The organism is Phenylobacterium conjunctum (assembly GCF_042679085.1).
Taxonomy (GTDB): Bacteria; Pseudomonadota; Alphaproteobacteria; order Caulobacterales; family Caulobacteraceae; genus Phenylobacterium; species Phenylobacterium conjunctum.
On the sequence record NZ_JBHTLQ010000007.1, the window covers coordinates 86,901 to 105,465 of the forward strand.

The 18,565-nt window shown below is 71.0% G+C and carries 17 protein-coding genes; 10 read left to right on the top strand and 7 right to left on the bottom strand.

Going from position 1 to position 18,565, the window contains the following annotated elements; genetic code table 11:
* The first annotated feature begins 31 nt into the window (after positions 1-31).
* The 7 genes from ACFQ27_RS04895 to ACFQ27_RS04925 all read left to right on the top strand — a co-directional run bounded on the left by ACFQ27_RS04895 (position 32) and on the right by ACFQ27_RS04925 (position 6,650).
* The gene (locus ACFQ27_RS04895; RefSeq protein WP_377352812.1) at positions 32-466 is read left to right on the top strand and encodes a cupin domain-containing protein; all 435 of its coding nucleotides are present in this window, start codon (positions 32-34) and stop codon (positions 464-466) included.
* The gene (locus ACFQ27_RS04900) at positions 463-1,137 is read left to right on the top strand and encodes a spermine/spermidine synthase domain-containing protein (protein WP_377352814.1); all 675 of its coding nucleotides are present in this window, start codon (positions 463-465) and stop codon (positions 1,135-1,137) included. Before ACFQ27_RS04895 ends, ACFQ27_RS04900 begins: the two co-directional genes overlap by 4 nt.
* 30 nt (positions 1,138-1,167) lie before the next feature.
* Positions 1,168-1,884, top strand: coding sequence for an SDR family NAD(P)-dependent oxidoreductase (locus tag ACFQ27_RS04905; protein ID WP_377352815.1), 717 nt, complete (start codon positions 1,168-1,170; stop codon positions 1,882-1,884).
* A gap of 50 nt (positions 1,885-1,934) precedes the next feature.
* Complete coding sequence (locus ACFQ27_RS04910) at positions 1,935-4,382, top strand: cation-translocating P-type ATPase (RefSeq protein ID WP_377352816.1); 2,448 nt, start codon at positions 1,935-1,937, stop codon at positions 4,380-4,382.
* 143 nt (positions 4,383-4,525) lie between these two features.
* Positions 4,526-5,170 (top strand): DUF47 domain-containing protein, encoded by a 645-nt coding sequence (locus ACFQ27_RS04915; RefSeq protein ID WP_377352817.1) that lies wholly within the window; start codon positions 4,526-4,528, stop codon positions 5,168-5,170.
* Positions 5,171-5,184: 14 nt separating this feature from the next.
* The gene (locus tag ACFQ27_RS04920; protein WP_374345109.1) at positions 5,185-6,201 is read left to right on the top strand and encodes an inorganic phosphate transporter; all 1,017 of its coding nucleotides are present in this window, start codon (positions 5,185-5,187) and stop codon (positions 6,199-6,201) included.
* Positions 6,201-6,650 carry an NUDIX hydrolase gene (locus ACFQ27_RS04925; protein ID WP_374345108.1) on the top strand — a complete coding sequence of 150 codons (450 nt, stop codon included), beginning with the start codon at positions 6,201-6,203 and terminating at the stop codon, positions 6,648-6,650. The genes ACFQ27_RS04920 and ACFQ27_RS04925 overlap by 1 nt, the downstream gene beginning before the upstream one ends.
* A 10-nt stretch (positions 6,651-6,660) precedes the next feature.
* Here the strand turns inward: ACFQ27_RS04925 and ACFQ27_RS04930 are convergent, their stop codons facing one another.
* The 7 genes from ACFQ27_RS04930 to ACFQ27_RS04960 form a co-directional block, all read right to left on the bottom strand.
* Complete coding sequence (locus tag ACFQ27_RS04930; RefSeq protein ID WP_377352818.1) at positions 6,661-7,578, bottom strand: LysR substrate-binding domain-containing protein; 918 nt, start codon at positions 7,576-7,578, stop codon at positions 6,661-6,663.
* A gap of 367 nt (positions 7,579-7,945) precedes the next feature.
* Positions 7,946-8,686, bottom strand: coding sequence for a hypothetical protein (locus tag ACFQ27_RS04935; RefSeq protein ID WP_377352819.1), 741 nt, complete (start codon positions 8,684-8,686; stop codon positions 7,946-7,948).
* A 254-nt stretch (positions 8,687-8,940) separates the two neighbouring features.
* Positions 8,941-10,746, bottom strand: coding sequence for an acyclic terpene utilization AtuA family protein (locus ACFQ27_RS04940; RefSeq protein ID WP_377352820.1), 1,806 nt, complete (start codon positions 10,744-10,746; stop codon positions 8,941-8,943).
* A gap of 89 nt (positions 10,747-10,835) precedes the next feature.
* Positions 10,836-11,348 (bottom strand): hypothetical protein, encoded by a 513-nt coding sequence (locus ACFQ27_RS04945; protein ID WP_374345102.1) that lies wholly within the window; start codon positions 11,346-11,348, stop codon positions 10,836-10,838.
* A gap of 21 nt (positions 11,349-11,369) precedes the next feature.
* On the bottom strand, positions 11,370-12,017 hold the full coding sequence (locus ACFQ27_RS04950; RefSeq protein ID WP_374345101.1) for a DsbA family protein: 648 nt from the start codon (positions 12,015-12,017) through the stop codon (positions 11,370-11,372).
* A 37-nt stretch (positions 12,018-12,054) separates the two neighbouring features.
* Positions 12,055-12,654 (bottom strand): hypothetical protein, encoded by a 600-nt coding sequence (locus ACFQ27_RS04955; protein ID WP_374345100.1) that lies wholly within the window; start codon positions 12,652-12,654, stop codon positions 12,055-12,057.
* Positions 12,655-12,683: 29 nt separating this feature from the next.
* Complete coding sequence (locus ACFQ27_RS04960; protein ID WP_377352821.1) at positions 12,684-16,280, bottom strand: hydantoinase B/oxoprolinase family protein; 3,597 nt, start codon at positions 16,278-16,280, stop codon at positions 12,684-12,686.
* A gap of 71 nt (positions 16,281-16,351) precedes the next feature.
* Here ACFQ27_RS04960 and ACFQ27_RS04965 point away from each other — a divergent pair, with 71 nt between their 5' ends.
* The 3 genes from ACFQ27_RS04965 (at position 16,352) to ACFQ27_RS04975 (ending at position 18,501) form a co-directional block, all read left to right on the top strand.
* Positions 16,352-17,047 (top strand): TerB family tellurite resistance protein, encoded by a 696-nt coding sequence (locus ACFQ27_RS04965; RefSeq protein WP_377352822.1) that lies wholly within the window; start codon positions 16,352-16,354, stop codon positions 17,045-17,047.
* Between the two features lie 104 nt (positions 17,048-17,151).
* Complete coding sequence (locus ACFQ27_RS04970) at positions 17,152-17,439, top strand: hypothetical protein (RefSeq protein ID WP_377352824.1); 288 nt, start codon at positions 17,152-17,154, stop codon at positions 17,437-17,439.
* Positions 17,440-17,523: 84 nt separating this feature from the next.
* Positions 17,524-18,501: a histidine kinase dimerization/phosphoacceptor domain -containing protein gene (locus ACFQ27_RS04975; protein WP_377352826.1), complete on the top strand. Its 978-nt coding sequence runs from the start codon at positions 17,524-17,526 to the stop codon at positions 18,499-18,501.
* Positions 18,502-18,565 lie beyond the last annotated feature (64 nt).

Consider the following 18,565-nt stretch of genomic DNA (forward strand, 5'->3'; position numbering starts at 1 on the left):
CAGCGGGGGGATGGCGACGCCAGAAGAGGCGATGCGCATCGATCCTGAGCACGCCGCCGCGGACGCGGTCATCGCCAAGCTGGGCCTGCAGCCGCACCCGGAGGGGGGTTGGTATCGCGAGACCTGGCGTGCGTCGGCCGAGCCGGGCGTGCGGGCAGGCGGGACCTCGATCCTGTTCCTGCTGAAGGCCGGAGAGCGGTCTCATTGGCACCGGGTGGACGCCGACGAGCTGTGGATCTTCCAGGGCGGGCGGCCGCTGACCCTGAAGGTCGGCGGTGAGCCGACGGTCCGGCTGGGCGGCGACGTGCTGGCCGGCGATGCGCCCCAGGCGGTGGTTCCGGCCGGCGCCTGGCAGGCCGCCGAGGGGCCGGGCGAGGGCTGGAGCCTGGTGGCCTGCGTGGTTGTGCCGGGTTTTGAATTTGCGGGCTTCGAGATGGCGCCGCCCGGTTGGGAGCCTGAAGCGTGATCCGCTGGGAGCACCTGGGAACGGCGACCGTGCCGGACGGCGGCGGCGAGCTGGGGCTGATGCGGCGGGGCCAGGAGTTCTCGATCATGGCGCCTGGCGGGATCGAGCTGATGAACTCGCGCCTGAGCGGGTCTGAGGAGGCGCTGGCCAAGCTGGCGATCGAACGGGTGGGGGCGGAAGGCCACGTGCTGGTCGGCGGCTATGGCATGGGCTTCACCCTGCGCGCGGCCCTGGCGGCGCTTGGCCCCAAGAGCCAGGTGACGGTGGCCGAGCTCGTGCCCGAGGTGATCGACTGGGCCAGGGGGCCGATGGCCGAGCTGACCGCCGGCGGGCTGGACGATCCCCGGACCACGGTGGCCCTGGGCGATGTGGGCGAGCTGATCCGGGCGCGGGCAGGCGCCTATGACGCCATCCTGCTGGACGTGGACAATGGGCCGGAGGGCCTCAGCCGGCCGGCCAATGATCGCATCTACAATGGCGCGGGCCTGGCGGCGGCCAAGGCGGCCCTGCGCCCCGGCGGGGTGCTGGCGGTCTGGTCCTCGGCCCCTAGCGCCGCCTTCACCAAGCGCCTGCGCGGGGCGGGGTTCGCGGTGGAGGAGCTGAGCGTGCGGGCCAGCATTCACAAGCGCGGCGGGCGGCACACGATCTGGATGGCGAGCCAGCGCAGTTGACGCGCGCGCGGCCAGGAGGGACCTAGGGTCATGATCAACGCCCCCAACATCCTCGTCACCGGATCCACCCGCGGCATCGGCGCCGCCATCATCGAGGCCCTGGCGCTCAAGGGCGCCCGCGTGGTCGGCCATGGCCGCACGGACGGAGACGGGGTGATCGGCGCGGACCTGTCGCAGCCTGGGGCGGCCGATGTCCTTTGGGACAAGGCGCTCACGGCCCTGGACGGCCGGATTGACGTGCTGATCAACAACGCCGGGGTGTTCGAGGCCGTGGCGGTGGACGCTGATGACCAGGCCTGGGCCGACGGCTGGGGCCGGACCATGCAGATTAACCTGCAGGCCAGCGCCGACCTGTGCCGCCGGGCGATCCTGCACTTCCGGGCGCGGGGCGAGGGCGGGCGGATCGTCAACATCGCCAGCCGGGCGGCCTATCGCGGCGACTCCCCGGCCCACTGGCACTATGCGGCGTCCAAGGCCGGCATGGTCGGCATGACCAAGTCCATCGCCCGCGGCTTCGCGATCGAGCAGATCCTGGCCTTCGCCATCTGTCCGGGTTTTGTGATGACCGGCATGGCCGAGGACTATCTGGCCAGCCGGGGCGGCGACAAACTGTTGGCCGACATCCCGCTCGGCCGCGTCGCCGATCCGCCGGAGGTGGCCAGCGTCGCCGCCTACCTGGCGCTGGAGGCCCCGGCCTCGATGACCGGCGCGGTGATCGACGTGAACGGCGCTAGTTTCGTGCGCTGATTTGATCCCACGCGTAGCGAGACGCCGGTCCGGGCGTCATCGTCACCGTCATGACGACGGCGGCTGACCAGAACGACGCACAAGGCCTGAGCGCGGCTGAGGCCGCGCGGCGGCTTTCTGAGGTTGGGCCGAATGCGGCGCCGGCCCGGCGCGGGCGTGGGCTCGCGCGGATCATCGCGGAGACCCTTCGCGAGCCGATGTTCCTGCTGCTGCTGGCGGCGGCGGGGCTCTATCTGCTCCTGGGGGATTGGCGGGAAGGGATCTTCCTGTGCCTGGGGGCGACGGCGGCCTTGGGGCTGGTCATCTCGCAGGAGGCGCGCAGCGAGCGGGCCCTGGCGGCGCTGAGGGACCTGTCCCAGCCGACGGCGCGGGTGCTGCGGGACGGGGAGGTCCAGCGCATCCCGGCCCGTGAGATCGTACCCGGCGACCTGGTGCTGATCGCCGAGGGCGAGCGGATCCCCGCCGACGGCCGGCTGGTCAGCAACGACGTGCTGGGGGTCGATGAGTCGATCCTGACCGGGGAGTCGGCCCTGGTGGACAAGCGCCGGGCCGAGCCGGGCGATGCGCCCGCCGGAGAGACCGCGCCCGACCAGTTGTTCGCGGGGACCATGACCCTGCGCGGCCAGGGCCTGGCGCGGGTGACACGGACTGGCGCGGCCACGTCCCTGGGCCAGATCGACGCCTCGCTGGCGGGCCTGGCGGAGGAGCCGACGCCCCTGCAGCGCACCGCCGGGCGTTTGGTGGGGTGGCTGGGCGTGATGGCCCTGGCGTTCTGCGCCCTGGTCGCCCTGGCCTATGGGCTGGTGCGCGGCGCCTGGATCGATGGCGGCCTGGCGGGGCTGACGGTGGCCATCGCCCTGGTGCCCGAAGAGTTCCCCATGGTGCTGGCGGTGTTCCTGGCCCTGGGCGCGCGCCGGCTGGCGCGGCGGCGGGTGCTGGTGCGCCGCAACGCGGCCATCGAGGCCCTGGGCGGGGCGACGGTGCTGTGCGTCGACAAGACCGGCACCCTGACCGAGAACCGCATGCGCGTCGCCCGGCTGTGGCCGGAGGCGTCCGCGAACGAGCTGTGGGCCATCGGCAGACTGGCCAGCGCGCCCCGGCCCAGCGACCCCATGGACCGCGCCCTGCAGGAGGGGGCGAAACCCTCGGGGCGCGCAGCCCTGGACCCCGAGCCCAGCCGCGTCTGGCCGCTGACCGCCGAGCGCATGGCGGTGATCCAGGCCTGGCGCCAGGCGGACGGGGTGCTGCTGGCGGCCAAGGGCGCCCCAGAGGCGATCATCGCCCTCTGCCGGTTGCCCGCCGCCGAGGCTGAGCAGGTGATGGAAGAGGTGCGCGCCCTCGCCCAGGCGGGCCTGCGAGTGCTGGGCGCTTGTGTCCGCGAGGCCCAGGCCGACGAGGCGCCCGACGCGGCCGCGTTTCGTTTCACCGGCTTGATCGGCTTCGAAGATCCCCTGCGGGCGGATGCGCCGGCGGCGATCGCCGAGGCGCGGGCGGCGGGGGTGCAGGTGATGATGATCACCGGGGATCATCCGTCCACGGCCCTGGCTGTGGCGCGCGCGGCCGGGCTGGAGGTCGAGGCCGGGGTGCTGTTGGGCGCCGAGCTGGCGCAACTGGACGCCTCGGCCCTGGCGGCCAGGCTCGCGACCGTGCGGGTGTTCGCGCGGGTGGCGCCGGAGCAGAAGCTGGCCCTGGTCCAGGCCCTGAAGGCGCGGGGCGAGGTGGTGGTCATGACCGGCGACGGGGTCAATGACGCGCCAGCCCTGGAGGCCGCCCACATCGGCGTGGCCATGGGGCGGCGGGGCTCGGACGTGGCGCGGGAGGCCGCGGACCTGGTGCTGCTGGACGACAGCTTCGCCTCCATCGTCGGGGGTGTGCGCCTGGGCCGGCGGATCTTCGCCAATCTGCGCCGCGCCCTGACCTATGTGACGGCGATCCATGTGCCCGTGGCCGGGCTGGCCATAGCCCCGGTGCTGTTGGGCCTGCCGCCGCTGCTCTATCCGATGCACGTCATGTTGCTGGAACTGGCCATCGATCCGATCTGCGCCCTGGTGTTCGAGGGCGAGCCCAGCGGGCGCAACGCCATGCGCCACCCGCCCCGCAAGCGCGAGGAAGCCCTGTTCGGAGCGGCCGAACTGCGCCGGGCGATGGTCCAGGGGCTTGGAGTGCTGGCTGCGGTGCTGGCGGTCTACCTGATCGGACTGCAGCAGGCCTCCGAGCTCCAGGCGCGCGGGGCGGCCTTCCTGGCCCTGGCCCTATCCAACCTGGTGCTCGCCCTGGCCGATGCGGCGTCTGGCGGCGGGCGGCTGTTCGGGCGGCACCGGTGGATCTTCTGGGCGATCAGCGCGGCCCTGGCGGTGATCCTCTCGCTGGTGATGTACGTTCCCGCCCTGGCGCAGCTGTTCCGGATCGCGCCGCCGCCTGCGGCCCTGCTAGGCATGGCGTTGGCTGCGGCGGTGGTCGGCGGCGGCTGGCCGTTGGTGGTTCGCCGGGCGGGGTGAAGCACTGTTGCGCGTGTGGGAGGGGCGCCGCGCCTGGGGCCGATTCCGGGGCGGGCGAGAACAATCGTCCGTGATCGAACGGCGTTTACACACCGCGCGACCGGGCGTAGGCCAAGGCTGATTTCCTCTTGCGAGTCTTAGACATGCTGAACTGGCTTCAGGCCCTGATGCCCAAGGAAGAGAAGTTCTTTGATCTCTTCGAGGCCCACGCCAAGACCCTGGTCCTTGGGGCCGAGGCTCTGCGCGACGTGCTGAAGGGCGGCGAGGGCGTGACGGCGGCCTGCCATGCGGTGGCGCGTTACGAGAACGACGCCGACGGCGTGGCCCGAGAGGTGATGCTGGCGGTGCGCCGCAGCTTCATCACCCCCTTCGATCGGTCCGACATTCACGCCCTGATCAGCTCGATGGATGACGCCATCGACCAGATGCACAAGACGGCCAAGGCGATCACGCTCTACGAGGTGCGCACCTTCGCACCCGACATGCAGGCCCTGGGCGACATCGTGGTGCGCATGGCCGGCCTGACGGCCGAGGCCACCCCGATGCTGCGCAACCTGCGCGCCAATTCCTCGCGGCTGAACGCCCTGTCCGAGCAGATCGCGACGCTGGAGGAAGAGAGCGACCAGCTGCACGACGCCGGTCTCGCCACCCTGTTCAAGGCCACGCCCAAGGACGACGCGCTCAGCTTCATCATCGGCGCCGAGATCTATGAGCACCTGGAGAAGGTGGCTGACCGGTTCGAGGACGTCGCCAACCGGATGAGCTCCGTCCTGATCGAGCATCTGTAGGCGAGGCCTGGCCGGTGGATTTCCTCACCTACAGCCCGGTGCTGCTGTTCCTGATCTTCGTGGCGCTCAGCTTCGACTTCCTGAACGGCCTGCATGATGCGGCCAACTCCATCGCGACCATCGTGTCGACCCGGGTGCTGCCGCCCTTCTATGCGGTGTTCTGGGCGGCGTTCTTCAACTTCATCGCCTTCCTGTTCTTCGGCCTGCACGTGGCGAATACGGTGGGCAAGGGGATCATCGACCCGGCGATCATCGACGACGCGGTGATCTTCGGCGCCCTGGGCGGCGCCATCGCCTGGAACGTGATCACCTGGCTGGCCGGCATCCCATCCTCCAGCTCACACGCCCTGATCGGCGGCCTGCTGGGGGCGGGCATGGCCAAGGCCGGCGGCCTGTCGCCGGTGCTGTGGGAAGGCGTGCGCAAGACCGTGGCCGGCATCGTTGTGTCGCCGGCGGTGGGCTTCACCCTGGCGATCCTGCTGGCGGTGATCGTGGCCTGGCTGTTCGTGCGCGCCACCCCGGCCTTTGGCGACAGCGTGTTCCGCAAGCTGCAGTTCGTCTCGGCCTCGCTCTATTCCCTGGGTCATGGGGGCAATGACGCCCAGAAAACCATGGGCGTAATCACCGTGCTGCTGTTCGCCCACGGCGAGCTGAAGGGCGACTTCCACGTGCCGCTGTGGGTGGTTCTGTCCTGCCAGGCGGCGATGGCGCTGGGCACCTTGATGGGCGGCTGGCGGATCGTCCACACCATGGGCTCCAAGATCACCCGGCTGACGCCGCAACAGGGCTTCTGCGCTGAGACCGGCGGGGCGATCACCCTGTTCCTGGCCACGCACCTGGGCGTGCCGGTCTCGACCACCCACACCATCACCGGCGCCATCGTCGGCGTCGGCGCGGCGCGACGGACCAGCGCCGTGCGCTGGGGCGTGGCGGGCGGCATCGTCTGGGCCTGGATCATCACCCTACCGATGGCGGGGCTGATCGGCGCGGGCTGTTACGTCCTGGCCAAGCTGGTCGGGCGCATCGGCTGATGGGCAAGAAGGCGGATCGTCAGCGGGCGGAACCGGACCGGGAGCCCCGCACTCAGTATGCCGCCATCCCCTGGCGCAAGGGCGAGCACGGGGTCGAGGTGCTGCTTCTGACCAGCCGGGAGACCCGCCGCTGGGTGCTGCCCAAGGGCTGGCCGATCAAGGGTCTGAAGCCTGGGCCATCGGCGGCTCAGGAGGCGTTTGAGGAGGCCGGGGTGTCCGGCCACGTGACCAAGAAGCCGGTCGGTCTCTACCACTACGACAAGCGTCTGCGCTCTGGCCGCCTGCAGCATGTGCGGGTGCAGGTGTTCTCGCTGGCGGTGGAAACCGAGCTCGACGAGTTCCCGGAAGCCGGCCAGCGCGACAAGGCCTGGGTCCTGCCCGCCGAGGCCGCGCTGCGCGTGGATGAGCCGGAGCTGAAGACTCTGCTGGCGGGCTTCAGAGGGAAGTAGGCTTTGCGCCCTAGCTGGGGCGCTGGTGTCGGATGGCGACAGGGTCGACGGCGGCCTGGGCGGTGATCCAGTCGCGGAAGGCGGCGATTTTGCGCAGGCGGGCGCGCTCCGGCGGCACGACCAGGAAGTAGCCGGTCCCATAGTCCGGGGCGATGTCGAAGGGCTGGACCAGGCGGCCTTGCGCGATCTCGGTGGCGAAGAAGATCGGCGAGCCCAGGGCCACGCCGTCGCGGGACAGGGCGGCGGCCACCTCAAGGGTCTGGGCGTCGGCGTTGAAGCCGGGCGGGGCGGCCGGGCCGGAAACCTCCACCCCCGCTGCGGCGAACCAGACGGCCCATTCGTCGGGTGAGCCGATGCGCTCGGCCTTCAACAGGTCGGCAGGATCGCGCAGGCCCAGGCGATCGCGGGTGGCCGGGGCGCACAGGGGCGTCTGGACATGGCGGAACAGCGCCGTGACCTGCATGTCCGGCCAGTCGCCGCGGCCGCCGCGCAACGCCAGGTCAAACTCGCCGCGCCGCAGGTCGGCGACGCTGACCGAGGTGTCCAGGCGCACGGCGATATCGGGATGAGCGATCTGGAATCCGCCCAGGCGCGGGGCCAGCCACTGGATCGCCAGGGAGGGCAGGGCGGTGATGGTCAGGACCCCGTCCGCGGCGCCGCTGATCTCGTTCAGGGCCGCCCGCAGGCCGGTCATGGCCTCGGTGGCGGCGCGCGCCAGGCGCTGTCCCTCGGCGGTCAGCGCCACCTCGCGGGTCAGCCGCAGGAACAGGGGCAGGCCGAGGCGCTGTTCCAGGGCCTTCACCTGCCAGGACACCGCCGCCTGGGTGACGCCGAGCTCCTGGGCCGCGCGCGTGAAACTCGAGAGCCGCGCGGCGGCCTCGAAGATCCGGATGGCGCTCAAGGGGATCTGGGCGAGGGGATCTGACATAAGCGACGCTTATGAATACACGAGGAGACCCCGTTTGTCAGCCGCGCGGTGCGGCGCGAGAACCCTGTTCAGCCAATGGCTTCAGGAGCGACGCGATGGAAGAACTCAGCAGACTGCATAAGGACGTTCCCTTCGGCTGGGTCCAGATGCTGGCGCAATGGCTGTGGACAGGGCGCGAACGCCGAAAGCCCCTCCCCCTTGTGGGGAGGGGTTGGGTTGGGGGTGTGAGCGCCGTGGGTCCGGGGCGCCGCCAACAGCCGCCCCAGTGAAATCCGTCAGGCCTGCGCAGACACCCCCACCCCCTACCCCCTCCCCTCAAGGGGGAGGGGTGGGTTGGCTGCCACCGCCATTTGCCTAATGGGCGTGATCAGCCGGCGGCCGGCGGCGGGGTCGGGGCGCGGGCGATCCAGATCTGATTGCCGCGGGCGAGGAGCTTGCCGTCCGCGTCGTGCAGGGCGACGCCGGAGAAGAACTTGCGGCCCTCGCTCTCCTGGGTCCAGGCGCTGACCACATAGGTCTGGCCGGCGCGCGGACGCTCCAGGACCTCGCCGACCATGGAGCCGAGCAGGCCGGCATGACCATTGGTCTTGATGTGCCAGCACATGGAGCCTGGGCAATCGAGGGCGGCCCAGGTGATCTCGTCCGGGACCGTGCCGTCGGCGTCGGCGAAGTTGGCGTGTGGGGTCCACAGACCGGCGCACTGGCCCTCCGGGGCGCCCTCGACCTGACCCACATGGACGCCCAGACCTTCGCCGTCCTCACGCTCGACGCAGCAGGAGAAGCAGCCGCGGTGCAGGGGCCGCTTGGCGAACACCGAGCCCTCTTGGGCGGCGCGGGCCGCCTCGATGGAGGGCGGGGTTGGCGGTTCGGGCAGTTCGGTGGCGAGCGCAGGACGGGCCGAGCCGATCGGCTGGCCCTCAAGGCCCAGCAGGGTGACGGCGCCGTCCTCGCCCGGCTGCAGGGCGAGGTCGGCGTCCAGCGGGATCAGGGCGCGCAACATGGCCTGGCCGCGGCCACCCACCGCCTTGGCGAGCAGGCCGCTGATGTATCCGCCATTGGCCGAAATGGGCGGGCCGCGGAACTGGCGCGGCACGTGAATCTCAGACATCGAAACAAAAGTCCTGAAGAAACAAAGGGTTTGAAAAGTCGGTAGCTCGAATGGGGGGATAGTAGGAAATGCGAACCCCTCAGGGCAAGACGGAACGCCCTCTGCTCAGGCGTCATGGCCGGGCTTGTCCCGGCCACCTATACGCGCCTGAGGTCCAGGCCTGGGCGCGGTGGTTCGGCCTCATTCAATCCGCCGACACGGTGTTCATGGATGGCCGGGACAAGCCCGGCCATGACGGTCGAAGGGGAGCTGGCTCAGCCGACCAGCGCCGCCGGGACCTCCAGTTCGAGGTCGAGCAGTTGCTGGGCCTTGCCCTTGGCCAGGGCGTCGAGGCGCAGGCTGGAGAACTGGCCGCCGCCCAGGGCCTGGATGCAGTGGAAATTCAGGGCGTTCATGCCCGGCAGCTCGTAGCGGATGACCTTGGGGGCTGGGGCGCCGGCGAACTCGTGGGCGAACCAGGTCTTCACCCGGACCTCCGTCAGGGCGGCGCGGATCCAGGGCAGGAGCTCCGGCTTGCGGGCGATGACCCCGACATTGAAGGCGTCACCCTTGTCGCCGGAGCGAGCCCAGGCGACGTCGACCAGGCGCACCCTCTTCATCGGACCGGCGGCGTCCGGATCGGCGGGGACTGGCGGACGCACGGTGGCGGCGGGGTCGTAGGCGACCGGCGGGCGCGGGGCCTCGATGGTCAGGGTCTGGCCGCCCACATCGACCGTGGCGGGCAGGTCGGCGCGGGGCAGCAGGATCGAGAACACGCGGGCCACAGGCGTGATGGTCGGGGCGCCGCCGAACCAGCCGGTGGAGCCGACGCTCATCGAGGTGGTCGGCGAGGCGAACTCACGCATCATCAGGCCCAGGGCCTCGGCGCTCTCGTGCTCGGCGCCGATGCGGGCGACCACTTCGCGCACGTCGCGCAGGGCCGGGTTGGCGTTGGCGCCATAGGTCGCCTCGGCGCCCAGCACCTCGACGCGGGTGTCGCGGAAGGCGGGCAGGTTGCGGTCGCGCAGCATTTCGGACACGCGCATCAGCACGGCGTCAGCCTGGCGGGCGGCCTTGGCGGCGGCCTCGCGGCCCACCACGGGCATGGCGCCGATGAACCGGAAGCCGTCGCCGAAGGTCACGCAGACCTTGTAGCGGTCCGAGGCCGGATAGCCCTTGGCCCCGGTGACCAGGACGCGGTTCGGGCCGGCCTGTTCGCACTTCACTTGCGTGAAGTCGCAGACCACGTCGGGCAGGGCGTAGGCCTGGGGATCGCCGACCTCATAGAGGATCTGTTCGGCCACGGCGGCAGGCGAGACCAGGCCGCCAGTGCCTTCGGGCTTGGTGACGACGAAGCTGCCGTCGGCGTGGCACTCCACGATCGGATAGCCGATGTGGGCCCAGTCGGGGACGTCGCGCCAGTCGGTGAACAGGCCGCCGGTGGCCTGGGCGCCGCACTCGATGACGTGGCCGGCCAGGGAGCCGGTCGACAGCTGATCGTGGTCCTCGTCGGTCCAGCCGAACTCGTACATCAGCGGGCCAAGCGTCAGGGCTGAGTCGACCACCCGGCCGGTGATGACCATGTCGGCCCCGGCGGCCAGGGCCGCGGCGATGGGGCGGCCGCCGAAATAGGCGTTGGCGGAGAAGACCGCCTTGGGGTCCGGGAAGGGGGCGTCGGTGAACATCTCCGACAGACCCTGGGCTTTCAGGGCGTCGAGCTGGTCCATCAGGTCGTCGCCCTCGACGATGGCGATCTTGAAGGACAGGCCCGCGGCGGCGGCCAGCTCCTCCATGCGGGCGCGGCAGGCGCGGGGATTGAGGCCGCCGGCGTTGGTGATGATCTTGACGCCCTGGGCCTTGAGTTCCTGGAGATTGTCCTTCCAGACCCACTCGGTGAAGTCGCGGGCATAGCCCTGGTCGGGGCGTGCGGCCTTCAGCTGGCCCAGGGAGGACATGGTCGCCTCGGCCAGGTAGTCCAGCATCATGTAGTCGAGCTTGCCGCCCTTAAGCAGCTGGGGCGCCGCCACCGAGCTGTCGCCCAGGAAGCCGCCTGCGCCACCGATCCGAACCACCTTGGCCATGTTCCGCTCCCCGTCTGTGTCGGGGCGCAGGTGGGACTTAAAGGACGGGCTGGGTCAAGCCGGCGACGTAGCGGCAGGGGTGGAGTTTTTTACGGCGACTTGGGACCCGCGCAGGCGCCGCGGAAGGCGCGGACGGCGGCCCTCTCACGCTCGGCTCGGGTGTCCAGGTTGCGGGTGTCCCGGCCGATGCTGAGGGTCAGCTGGCCGGTGGCGGCGAAGCTGTTCAGGACCGGATCGGCGGCGGCCAGACGCGCCTCAAGGGCGGGGTAACCGCCGTCGGCCTTGGGGGCGCTGAGCGGATAGGACCCCTTGGCCTTGCCGCTGGCCATGTGGGCGGCCTTGGCGACGGGTTCGCCCTCGGGCGGGAAGAAGATCAGCCGCACCTGGGGCAGGGCGCACTGGAACATCAGGCCGACGGCGTCGGTGCCGGCGATCCCGTAGGCGAGCTTGGCGGTCTCGGCCCGGTTGGCCGCCACATAGGCCCAGGACCCGCCGCCCGCCTGAGCCGGGGCGGCTGGCGCGGTGCGCATAGGACCGGTGGTGGAGCAGGCGGCCAACAGGCTCGCGCCCGCCAGGGCCAGGATTGTGATCGACCGCGTCATGGTTCCCCCCGGAGCCACACCTTAGTGGACGTTGGCCGGCGGGCCTTCCAGCCAGCGCTGGAGCACGGCGATCACCTGGTCGCCGGGCGCGAAGCCGCGGGTCACGACGCCGAAGGCGCCGTCCGGGCCGGGGCCGGCCACCAGGGTCGGAAAGCCGGTGACCCCTGCGCGCTGGCTCATGCCGTAGTCGGCCCAGGTCTCGCGCTTGAGCTCGTCGGTGTCGAGGTCGGCGCGGAAGGCGTCGCGATCGACGCCGTATTCGGCCGCCAGATCGGCGAGCACGTCGAAATTGGTGACGTCCTGGCCCTCGCCATAGAAGGCGGCCTGCAGCCGGCCCAGATAGGTCAGGGCCTTTTCCGGGTCTTCGCGGCGCATGCGCACCACGGCGCGGGCGCCGGGGTCGGTGTCATAGAGGAAGCCCTCGCGGTCGATCCCCGAGCGGTCGAAGGGCAGGCCGGTCGCCTCATGCACATGATGCCAATGGCCGGCCAGGCTGTCCTTGGCCTCCTGGCTCATGGGCTCCTCCGTGCCGGGGCGCAGGCCGCCCATGACCAGACGGATCGGCAGGGCGCGGCCGAAGGTTCGCCGGATGTCGGCGACGACCGGCGAGAAGCCGTAGCACCATGAGCACATGGGGTCGGCGAAATAGATCAGGTGAGGACCATCCATGCGCCGATCCTAGCACCGCCCGGACGCGCCGCGAGTCCTATTGAGGCGTGGGCGCGGCTTCCGCGGGCGGGGCTTCCGGGGCGGGCGGCGGGGCCTCTTCCTCGGCGTTGGCCTGGAAGGCCGTGCCCATCAGCTTGGCCCGCTTCTCGAGCTCGGTGGCGGTAGGGGCGCAGCGGGCGGGCAGGGTCCAGCCCATCCATTGCTGGGCGACGGTGCGCACCGGCAGGGTGTCAGCGCCGGCCCAGGCCTTGCGGCCCTGGCCGATCAGGGCGGCGCCGCGGGTGTTGATCGGCTTCAGGCTGGCCTTTTCCGCCGCCTGCATGGCGCGGGCGAACAGCTTCATGTTGCCGCGGCTCATGGTCACCAGGTCGTCGTAGGTCTTCATGTCCTGGGCCAGGGTCGAGCCTGGCCGCTGGAACTGGGCCTCGATGCGGCTGACCTCGGGGATCATGCGGTCGTGCAGGTCGAGATAGCCGGACAGGGCGCCGTAGCACCAGGCGACCAGGCCGTAGTCGTCCTTGGGCGCGCCGGGCGGCCAGGGCAGCTCTTCCTCGACCGGCGGGGGCTCTGCGGGCGCGGCGGCGGCCGGCGGGGCGTCCTGGGCGGCGAGGAGAAGGGCGAGGAGAAGGGCTGACATGAAGCGGCGCTACCTGTGAATTTCGGCGGTCAGATGGCGGACGACCCGCCGAAGCCCCCGCCACCGGGGGTCTCGATCTCGATCAGGTCGCCAGGCTTGACCGTAACGGAGAAGCAGCCGGGAAGCTCCCTGACGGCGCCGCTTTTTTCGATCAGCCGCTGACGGCCGGGCTTCGCGGCTCCGCCGCCGGCCAGGCCCTGAGGGGCATGGTCCCTGCGGGTGGAGAGCAGGGCGGCGTCCATGGGGGCCAGGAAGCGGATGCGGCGGACGGCGCCGTCGCCGCCCATGTGCGCGCCCGCCCCGCCCGAGCCATGGCGCACGCCGAAGGTCTCGACCCGCACCGGAAAGCGGCGCTCCAGGATCTCCGGATCGGTCAGGCGCGAGTTGGTCATGTGGGTGTGGACCGCGCTGGTCCCGGCCGCCGTCGCCGTCGCGCCGGCCCCGCCGCACAGGGTCTCGTAGTACTGGCGGATCTCGTCGCCGAAGGTGAAGTTGTTCATCGAGCCTTGGGCGTTGGCCATGACGCCGAGGGCCGCATAGAGGGCGTCGACCACGTGCTGGCTGGTTTCCACATTGCCGGCCACCACGGCGGCGGGCGGATGCGGGGCCAGCATGGAGCCGTCGCGGGTGAGGATGCGCAGGGGCTTCAGGCAGCCGGCGTTGAGCGGAATGTCGTCGTCCACCAGGGTGCGGAAGACATAGAGCGCCGCAGCGTCGACGATGGCCGAGGGGGCGTTGAAGTTGCTGGGCAACTGGCCGGCGCTGTCGCTGAAGTCGAGGACCGCCTCACCGGCTTCGGCGTCGACGGTGGTCCGCACCACGATCTCGCCGCCGCCATCCATGGGCACGCGGGCCTCGCCGTCCTTCAGCCGCCCCACCGCGCGGCGCACGCAGGCCGCGGCGTTGTCCTGGACGAAGCTCATATAGCGGGCGACGACCTGCGGGCCGAAGGCGCGGATCATCTCGGCCACGGCAGAGGCGCCGGCCTGGCAGGCGGCGATCTGGGCCTTGAGGTCGGCGAGGTTGCGGTCGGGCGCGCGGCTGGGCCAGGCGCCGGCGGTGAGCGCGGCGCGGGTCTCGGCCTCCAGGAAGACGCCGCCGCGCATGATCGGCAGGGCGTCGAGCAGGACGCCCTCCTCATCGATGGTCTTGGAAAAGGGCGGCATGGAGCCGGGCTGGATCCCGCCCACGTCAGCATGGTGGCCACGGGCGGCGACGTAGAAGGCGGGCTTCGCCTCATGGCCCATGAAGACCGGCATGACCACGGTGATGTCGGGCAGGTGGGTGCCGCCCGCATAAGGGTTGTTGAGTGCGAAGGCGTCGCCGGGGTTCAGGATCGGGTGGCGGTCGCGGACCGCGCGGACCGAGGCGCCCATGGAGCCCAGATGGACCGGCATGTGCGGCGCGTTCGCCACCAGGCCGCCGTCGTCGTCGAACAGGGCGCAGGAGAAATCGAGCCGCTCCTTGATGTTCACCGAATGGGCGGTGCGCTCCAGGGCCGCGCCCATGGCCTCGGCCACGCCCATGAAGCGGCGGTTGAACAGCTCCAGGGTGACGGGATCAGGCTTGTCGAGGGCGATGGTCCGGCGGGCCAGGGCGCCGTTACGGGTCAGGCGGATCAGCCCGTTGGCTTCGGATGTGGCGCGCCAGCCGGGAGCCAGGGCGATCTGGGTGTCGCCGCGAACGATCAGGGCGGGCCCCTCGGCGGTGGTCAGGGTCTCGGCGGCGAGGATGGGGGCGTCGTGGGTCTGGCCATGGGCGAACATCCCAATCCGCTCATCTCCGCGAAAGCGGGGATCCATGCTGAGGTTGGGCTTGTCGGAGAGGCCGTTTGGATCCCCGCCTTCGCGGGGATGAGCGGAAGAGGGTTGGGCGGCTTCGGCTTCAACGCTGGCGATCAGGATCGTGCGCTGGGGTTCGATGAAGCCGAACAGGCGCTGGTGGGCGGTCTCGAAGGTGGCGCGGAGGTCGGCCAGGGACGACAGCGGCGCGGGCAGTTCGGCGTCGGCGCCGTCATAGCGCAGGCGCAGGGTCAGGCGGATTTCGCCTTCGTCCGCGCCCTGTTCGGCCAGGGCCGCGCGGGCGGCGCCCTCGACCTCGGCGCAGAGGCGCTTGGCCTTGGCGAGGCCTTGGTCATCGAGCGCCTCGTCCAGGCCGGCCTGACGCAGGGCCGCGACCCGGGCCTGGCCTATGCCCCAGGCGGACAGGACGCTGCCGTGGCGGGGGCATAGCACCTCGTCGATCCCGAGCGCCTCGGCGGCCTGGCAGGCGACCTGGCCGGCCGCGCCCCCGAAGGCGACCAGGGCGTGGTCGCGGGGATCAAAGCCGCGCTCGGTGGAGATGCGGCGCACGGCCTGGGCGGTCTGTTCCACGGCGACAGCGACGAAGCCCTCGGCGGCGGCTTCCAGGCTCTCTGCGCCCATGGCGGTGGCCAGTTCGGCCAGGCGGGCGCGGGCGGCCTGCGGGTCCAGGGGCTGGTCGCCCTTGGGGCCGAACACCTTGGGAAAGAAGCGGGCGTCCAGGCGGCCCAGCACGATATTGGCGTCGGTGACGGTGGCGGGGCCGCCGCGCCCGTAAGCCGCCGGGCCCGGATCGGCGCCGGCGCTTTCAGGACCGGAGCGGGCGCGGAAGCCGTCGAAGCCCAGGATCGAGCCGCCGCCGGCCGCGACGGTCTCCACGTCCAGCATCGGGCTGCGCAGGCGCGCGCCGGCCACGCGGGCCACGTCCTTGCGCTCCAGAACGCCCGCATAGCGGCAGACGTCGGTTGAGGTGCCGCCCATGTCGAAGCCGATGACGGCGGGGCTGTCGGCCTGTTCGGCGGTGCGGGCCACGCCGACCACGCCGCCGGCGGGCCCGGAGACCACGGCGTCGCGACCGCGGAAGGCGGCGGCGTCCACCAGGGCGCCGGACGAGGTCATGAAGTAGAGCGGCGCGCCGGCCACGGACGAGGCCACGCGGTCCACATAGGCCCGAAGCACCGGGGTCAGGTAGGCGTCGGCGATGGTGGTCTCAGCGCGCGGCACAAAGCGGGGCAGGGGCGAGACCTCGTGGCTGAGGGCCACGAAGGGAAAACCGACCTCGCGGGCGATCTCGCCCGCCGCCAGCTCATGGGCCGGGTTCAGGTCGGCATGCAGGAAGGCGATGGCGCAGGACTGATAGCCCTCGGCCAGGGCTGAGTTCAGGCGCGTGCGCAGGGCCGCGGCGTCCAGGGAACGCACCACCTGGCCCTGGGCGTCCAGGCGCTCGGCGGCCTCGACCACGCCGGCATAGAGGGGCTCGGGGCGGCGGATCTGCAGGGCGAACAAGTCGGGCCGGGCCTGGTCGCCGATCAATACGGCGTCGGCGAAGCCTTCGGTGGTCACGAACAGGGTCTTGGCGCCCCGACGCTCCAAGAGGGCGTTGGTGGCGACCGTGGTGCCCATCTTGATGCCCGTCACCCGGGCGGCCGGGAACGGGGCGCCGGGGGCGGCGTTCAGGACCCGGCGCATCGCCTCGACCGCGGCGTCGGGATAGGCCGGGGAGGCGGAGAGCAGTTTCAGGGACACTTCGGCGCCGTCGTCCGCGCGGCCGATCACATCCGTGAACGTGCCGCCCCGGTCGATCCAGAAACTCCAGAGCCTGTCCAAAACTTAATTTCCCTCGCGGTAGGTATGCATTGTCGGTGCATCCGCCTGACGCTACAAACCGAAATACCCGCATGAGCTTCTGGCGCAACATCGCAGGTCTGGCCGTCCGCCGCCCCGACGCAGCGGAGTGCGTGGACTGTCCGCCCGGCCCGCCGGGTGAGGATCCCGCATTCTCGACCGCCGTCACCGCCCTGGGCGCCAAGCTGGCCAAGGCCGATGGCCGCGCCCAGGTCTCCGAATTCGACGCCTTCGCCCAGGTCTTCACGCCGGACGCGGAGTCTGAGCGGAACATCCACCGCCTGTATGATCTGGCCCGCCAGACCACCCGCGGTTTCGAGAGTTACGCCAAGCGTTTGGCCAAGCGTTACCGCAACTGCCCGCAGATCCTTGAGGACGTGCTGGACGGGCTGTTCCACATCGCCGCCGCCGATGGCGTCGTGTCGCAGGAAGAGCTCGACTACCTGGAACAGGTGGCCTGGCACTTCGGATTTTCGGCCCTGGCCTTCCGCCGGCTGAAGGCCACGCACCTGGGCATGGCGCAGGACGATCCTTATGGCGTGCTGGAAGTTCCGCACGACGCGCCGGACGATCATGTGCGCAGCGCCTGGAAGAAGGCGCTGGTGGAAAGCCACCCGGATCGCGCCCGCGCCCGGGGTCTGCCCTCGGAATACGTCGCCGTGGCCGAAGCCAAGGCTGCGGCCATCAACGCCGCATTTGACGCCGTGATGCGCGAACGGCGCGGCCTGGCGCTCGAAGGCGTGGCATGATGCGGCCGATCCGCTCAATTTTCTCGACGAGTGTTGACGACACCCGTCGTCGGACCGACATAATTCGCTAAGGGCCGCCAAAAGGGCAGCCAGCCGAGGACGCCATGGTCAGGGAATTCGCCCGCAAGCACGGTTCTGCTCTTCGCAGCTTCGCCATGGTCGGCGGCGCGCTCGCCACCACGGCGGCGGTCGCGGTCGGGGCGGTCCTGGCCCTGTTCGCCGCCGCGACGGTGGTGATCATCGCGGTGATGTCCAGCGCCCTGCTCGGCCTGTCCGGCCTGGCCCTGCGGGCCCGCCGCACGGCGGCGGCCCGGGCTGACGGCGTCATCGAGGCCCGCAACATGGGCGGCCACCACTGGGTCGCCTACGGCTGGAACGAGCGCGGCCGCTGATCGCCGCCGCTATGTCGACTTGTGGCTTGACGCCACAGCTACCTCCGGTTCTGTTCGCCTAGCCCCATTCTGGGGGAGGGCTGAGTGCTGGACAGGCTGAGGCGTGGGCCGTTCTATCGATACGGCGTGGGCTTGGCCGCCTTCGCCGCCGGCTTGGCCGTCCGCGCGGTCCTGGCGCCCTGGTTTCCGCCCGGCTTTCCCTATGTGACCTTTTTCCCGGCGGTGGTGATCACCGCCTATGTCGCCGGACGCGGGCCAGCCGTGTTCTGCTCGGCCCTGTCCCTGGTCGCCGCCTGGACCTGGTTCGGGCCGCCCGGAGGTTTCCACTGGAATGTCTCGACGGCGGTCGGCATCAGCTTCTTCATCTTCGTCGTGGCGGTGGACATTTTCTTCATCGACGGCATGCGCCGGGCGCTCGACCGGCTGGAGGAGGAGCGGCTGCGCTCGGCGCGGCTGGCTGAGGCTCGCGATCTGCTGGCCCAGGAACTGCACCACCGGGTGAGCAACAATATCCAGGTCGTGGCCTCCCTGCTGCGCCTGCAGGCGGACGCCGCCGCCGATCCCCAGGCCCGCCGCGGCCTCGCCGAGGCGAGCCAGCGGGTGGACGTGATCGCCGTCATCCAGCGTCAGCTCCAGGCCCTGGAGGGAGACGCGCCGCCGTTCCGCGACCTGGCCGCCCAGCTGCTCTCGGACGCCGCTCAGGCCGCGGGGGCGAGCATCGACCTGGTGGTGGAGGGCGGCGAGGCGGCCCTGAGCCCGCAGCACGCCACCCCCGTCACCCTGGTGATGCTGGAATGCTTCAACAACGCCCTGGAGCACGGCTTTGGCGGCCGAGGCGGGGGATGCATCGAGGTGAGGCTGGACCAGTCAGGCGCTGAGCACCGGTTGACCGTGGCTGACAACGGCGCGGGGCCGCCGGCGGGCTTTGACCTGAAGCGCACCCGCAGCCTGGGTCTGCGGATCACCAAGGCCATGGCGGCCCAGATCGACGGGCGGTTCGAGATCGTCCGGGACGGCGCGCGCACCGTCTGCATCCTGACCTTTCCGGGCGTCCCGGCCTGATCGCTGAACAGTGATAAGTCGGGCTTGCGAGGGCCGTGCCCGCCCTCTACCGTCACCTTTCAAA

What these genes read in the sequence shown, in the direction of transcription:
- ACFQ27_RS04895 (WP_377352812.1), top strand. Translation starts at nt 32, where the DNA reads ATGCGCATCGATCCTGAGCACGCCGCCGCGGACGCGGTCATCGCCAAG.
- ACFQ27_RS04905 (WP_377352815.1), top strand. Translation starts at nt 1,168, where the DNA reads ATGATCAACGCCCCCAACATCCTCGTCACCGGATCCACCCGCGGCATC.
- ACFQ27_RS04910 (WP_377352816.1), top strand. Translation starts at nt 1,935, where the DNA reads ATGACGACGGCGGCTGACCAGAACGACGCACAAGGCCTGAGCGCGGCT.
- ACFQ27_RS04915 (WP_377352817.1), top strand. Translation starts at nt 4,526, where the DNA reads ATGCTGAACTGGCTTCAGGCCCTGATGCCCAAGGAAGAGAAGTTCTTT.
- ACFQ27_RS04925 (WP_374345108.1), top strand. Translation starts at nt 6,201, where the DNA reads ATGGGCAAGAAGGCGGATCGTCAGCGGGCGGAACCGGACCGGGAGCCC.
- ACFQ27_RS04930 (WP_377352818.1), bottom strand. Translation starts at nt 7,578, where the DNA reads ATGTCAGATCCCCTCGCCCAGATCCCCTTGAGCGCCATCCGGATCTTC.
- ACFQ27_RS04935 (WP_377352819.1), bottom strand. Translation starts at nt 8,686, where the DNA reads ATGTCTGAGATTCACGTGCCGCGCCAGTTCCGCGGCCCGCCCATTTCG.
- ACFQ27_RS04940 (WP_377352820.1), bottom strand. Translation starts at nt 10,746, where the DNA reads ATGGCCAAGGTGGTTCGGATCGGTGGCGCAGGCGGCTTCCTGGGCGAC.
- ACFQ27_RS04945 (WP_374345102.1), bottom strand. Translation starts at nt 11,348, where the DNA reads ATGACGCGGTCGATCACAATCCTGGCCCTGGCGGGCGCGAGCCTGTTG.
- ACFQ27_RS04950 (WP_374345101.1), bottom strand. Translation starts at nt 12,017, where the DNA reads ATGGATGGTCCTCACCTGATCTATTTCGCCGACCCCATGTGCTCATGG.
- ACFQ27_RS04955 (WP_374345100.1), bottom strand. Translation starts at nt 12,654, where the DNA reads ATGTCAGCCCTTCTCCTCGCCCTTCTCCTCGCCGCCCAGGACGCCCCG.
- ACFQ27_RS04965 (WP_377352822.1), top strand. Translation starts at nt 16,352, where the DNA reads ATGAGCTTCTGGCGCAACATCGCAGGTCTGGCCGTCCGCCGCCCCGAC.
- ACFQ27_RS04970 (WP_377352824.1), top strand. Translation starts at nt 17,152, where the DNA reads ATGGTCAGGGAATTCGCCCGCAAGCACGGTTCTGCTCTTCGCAGCTTC.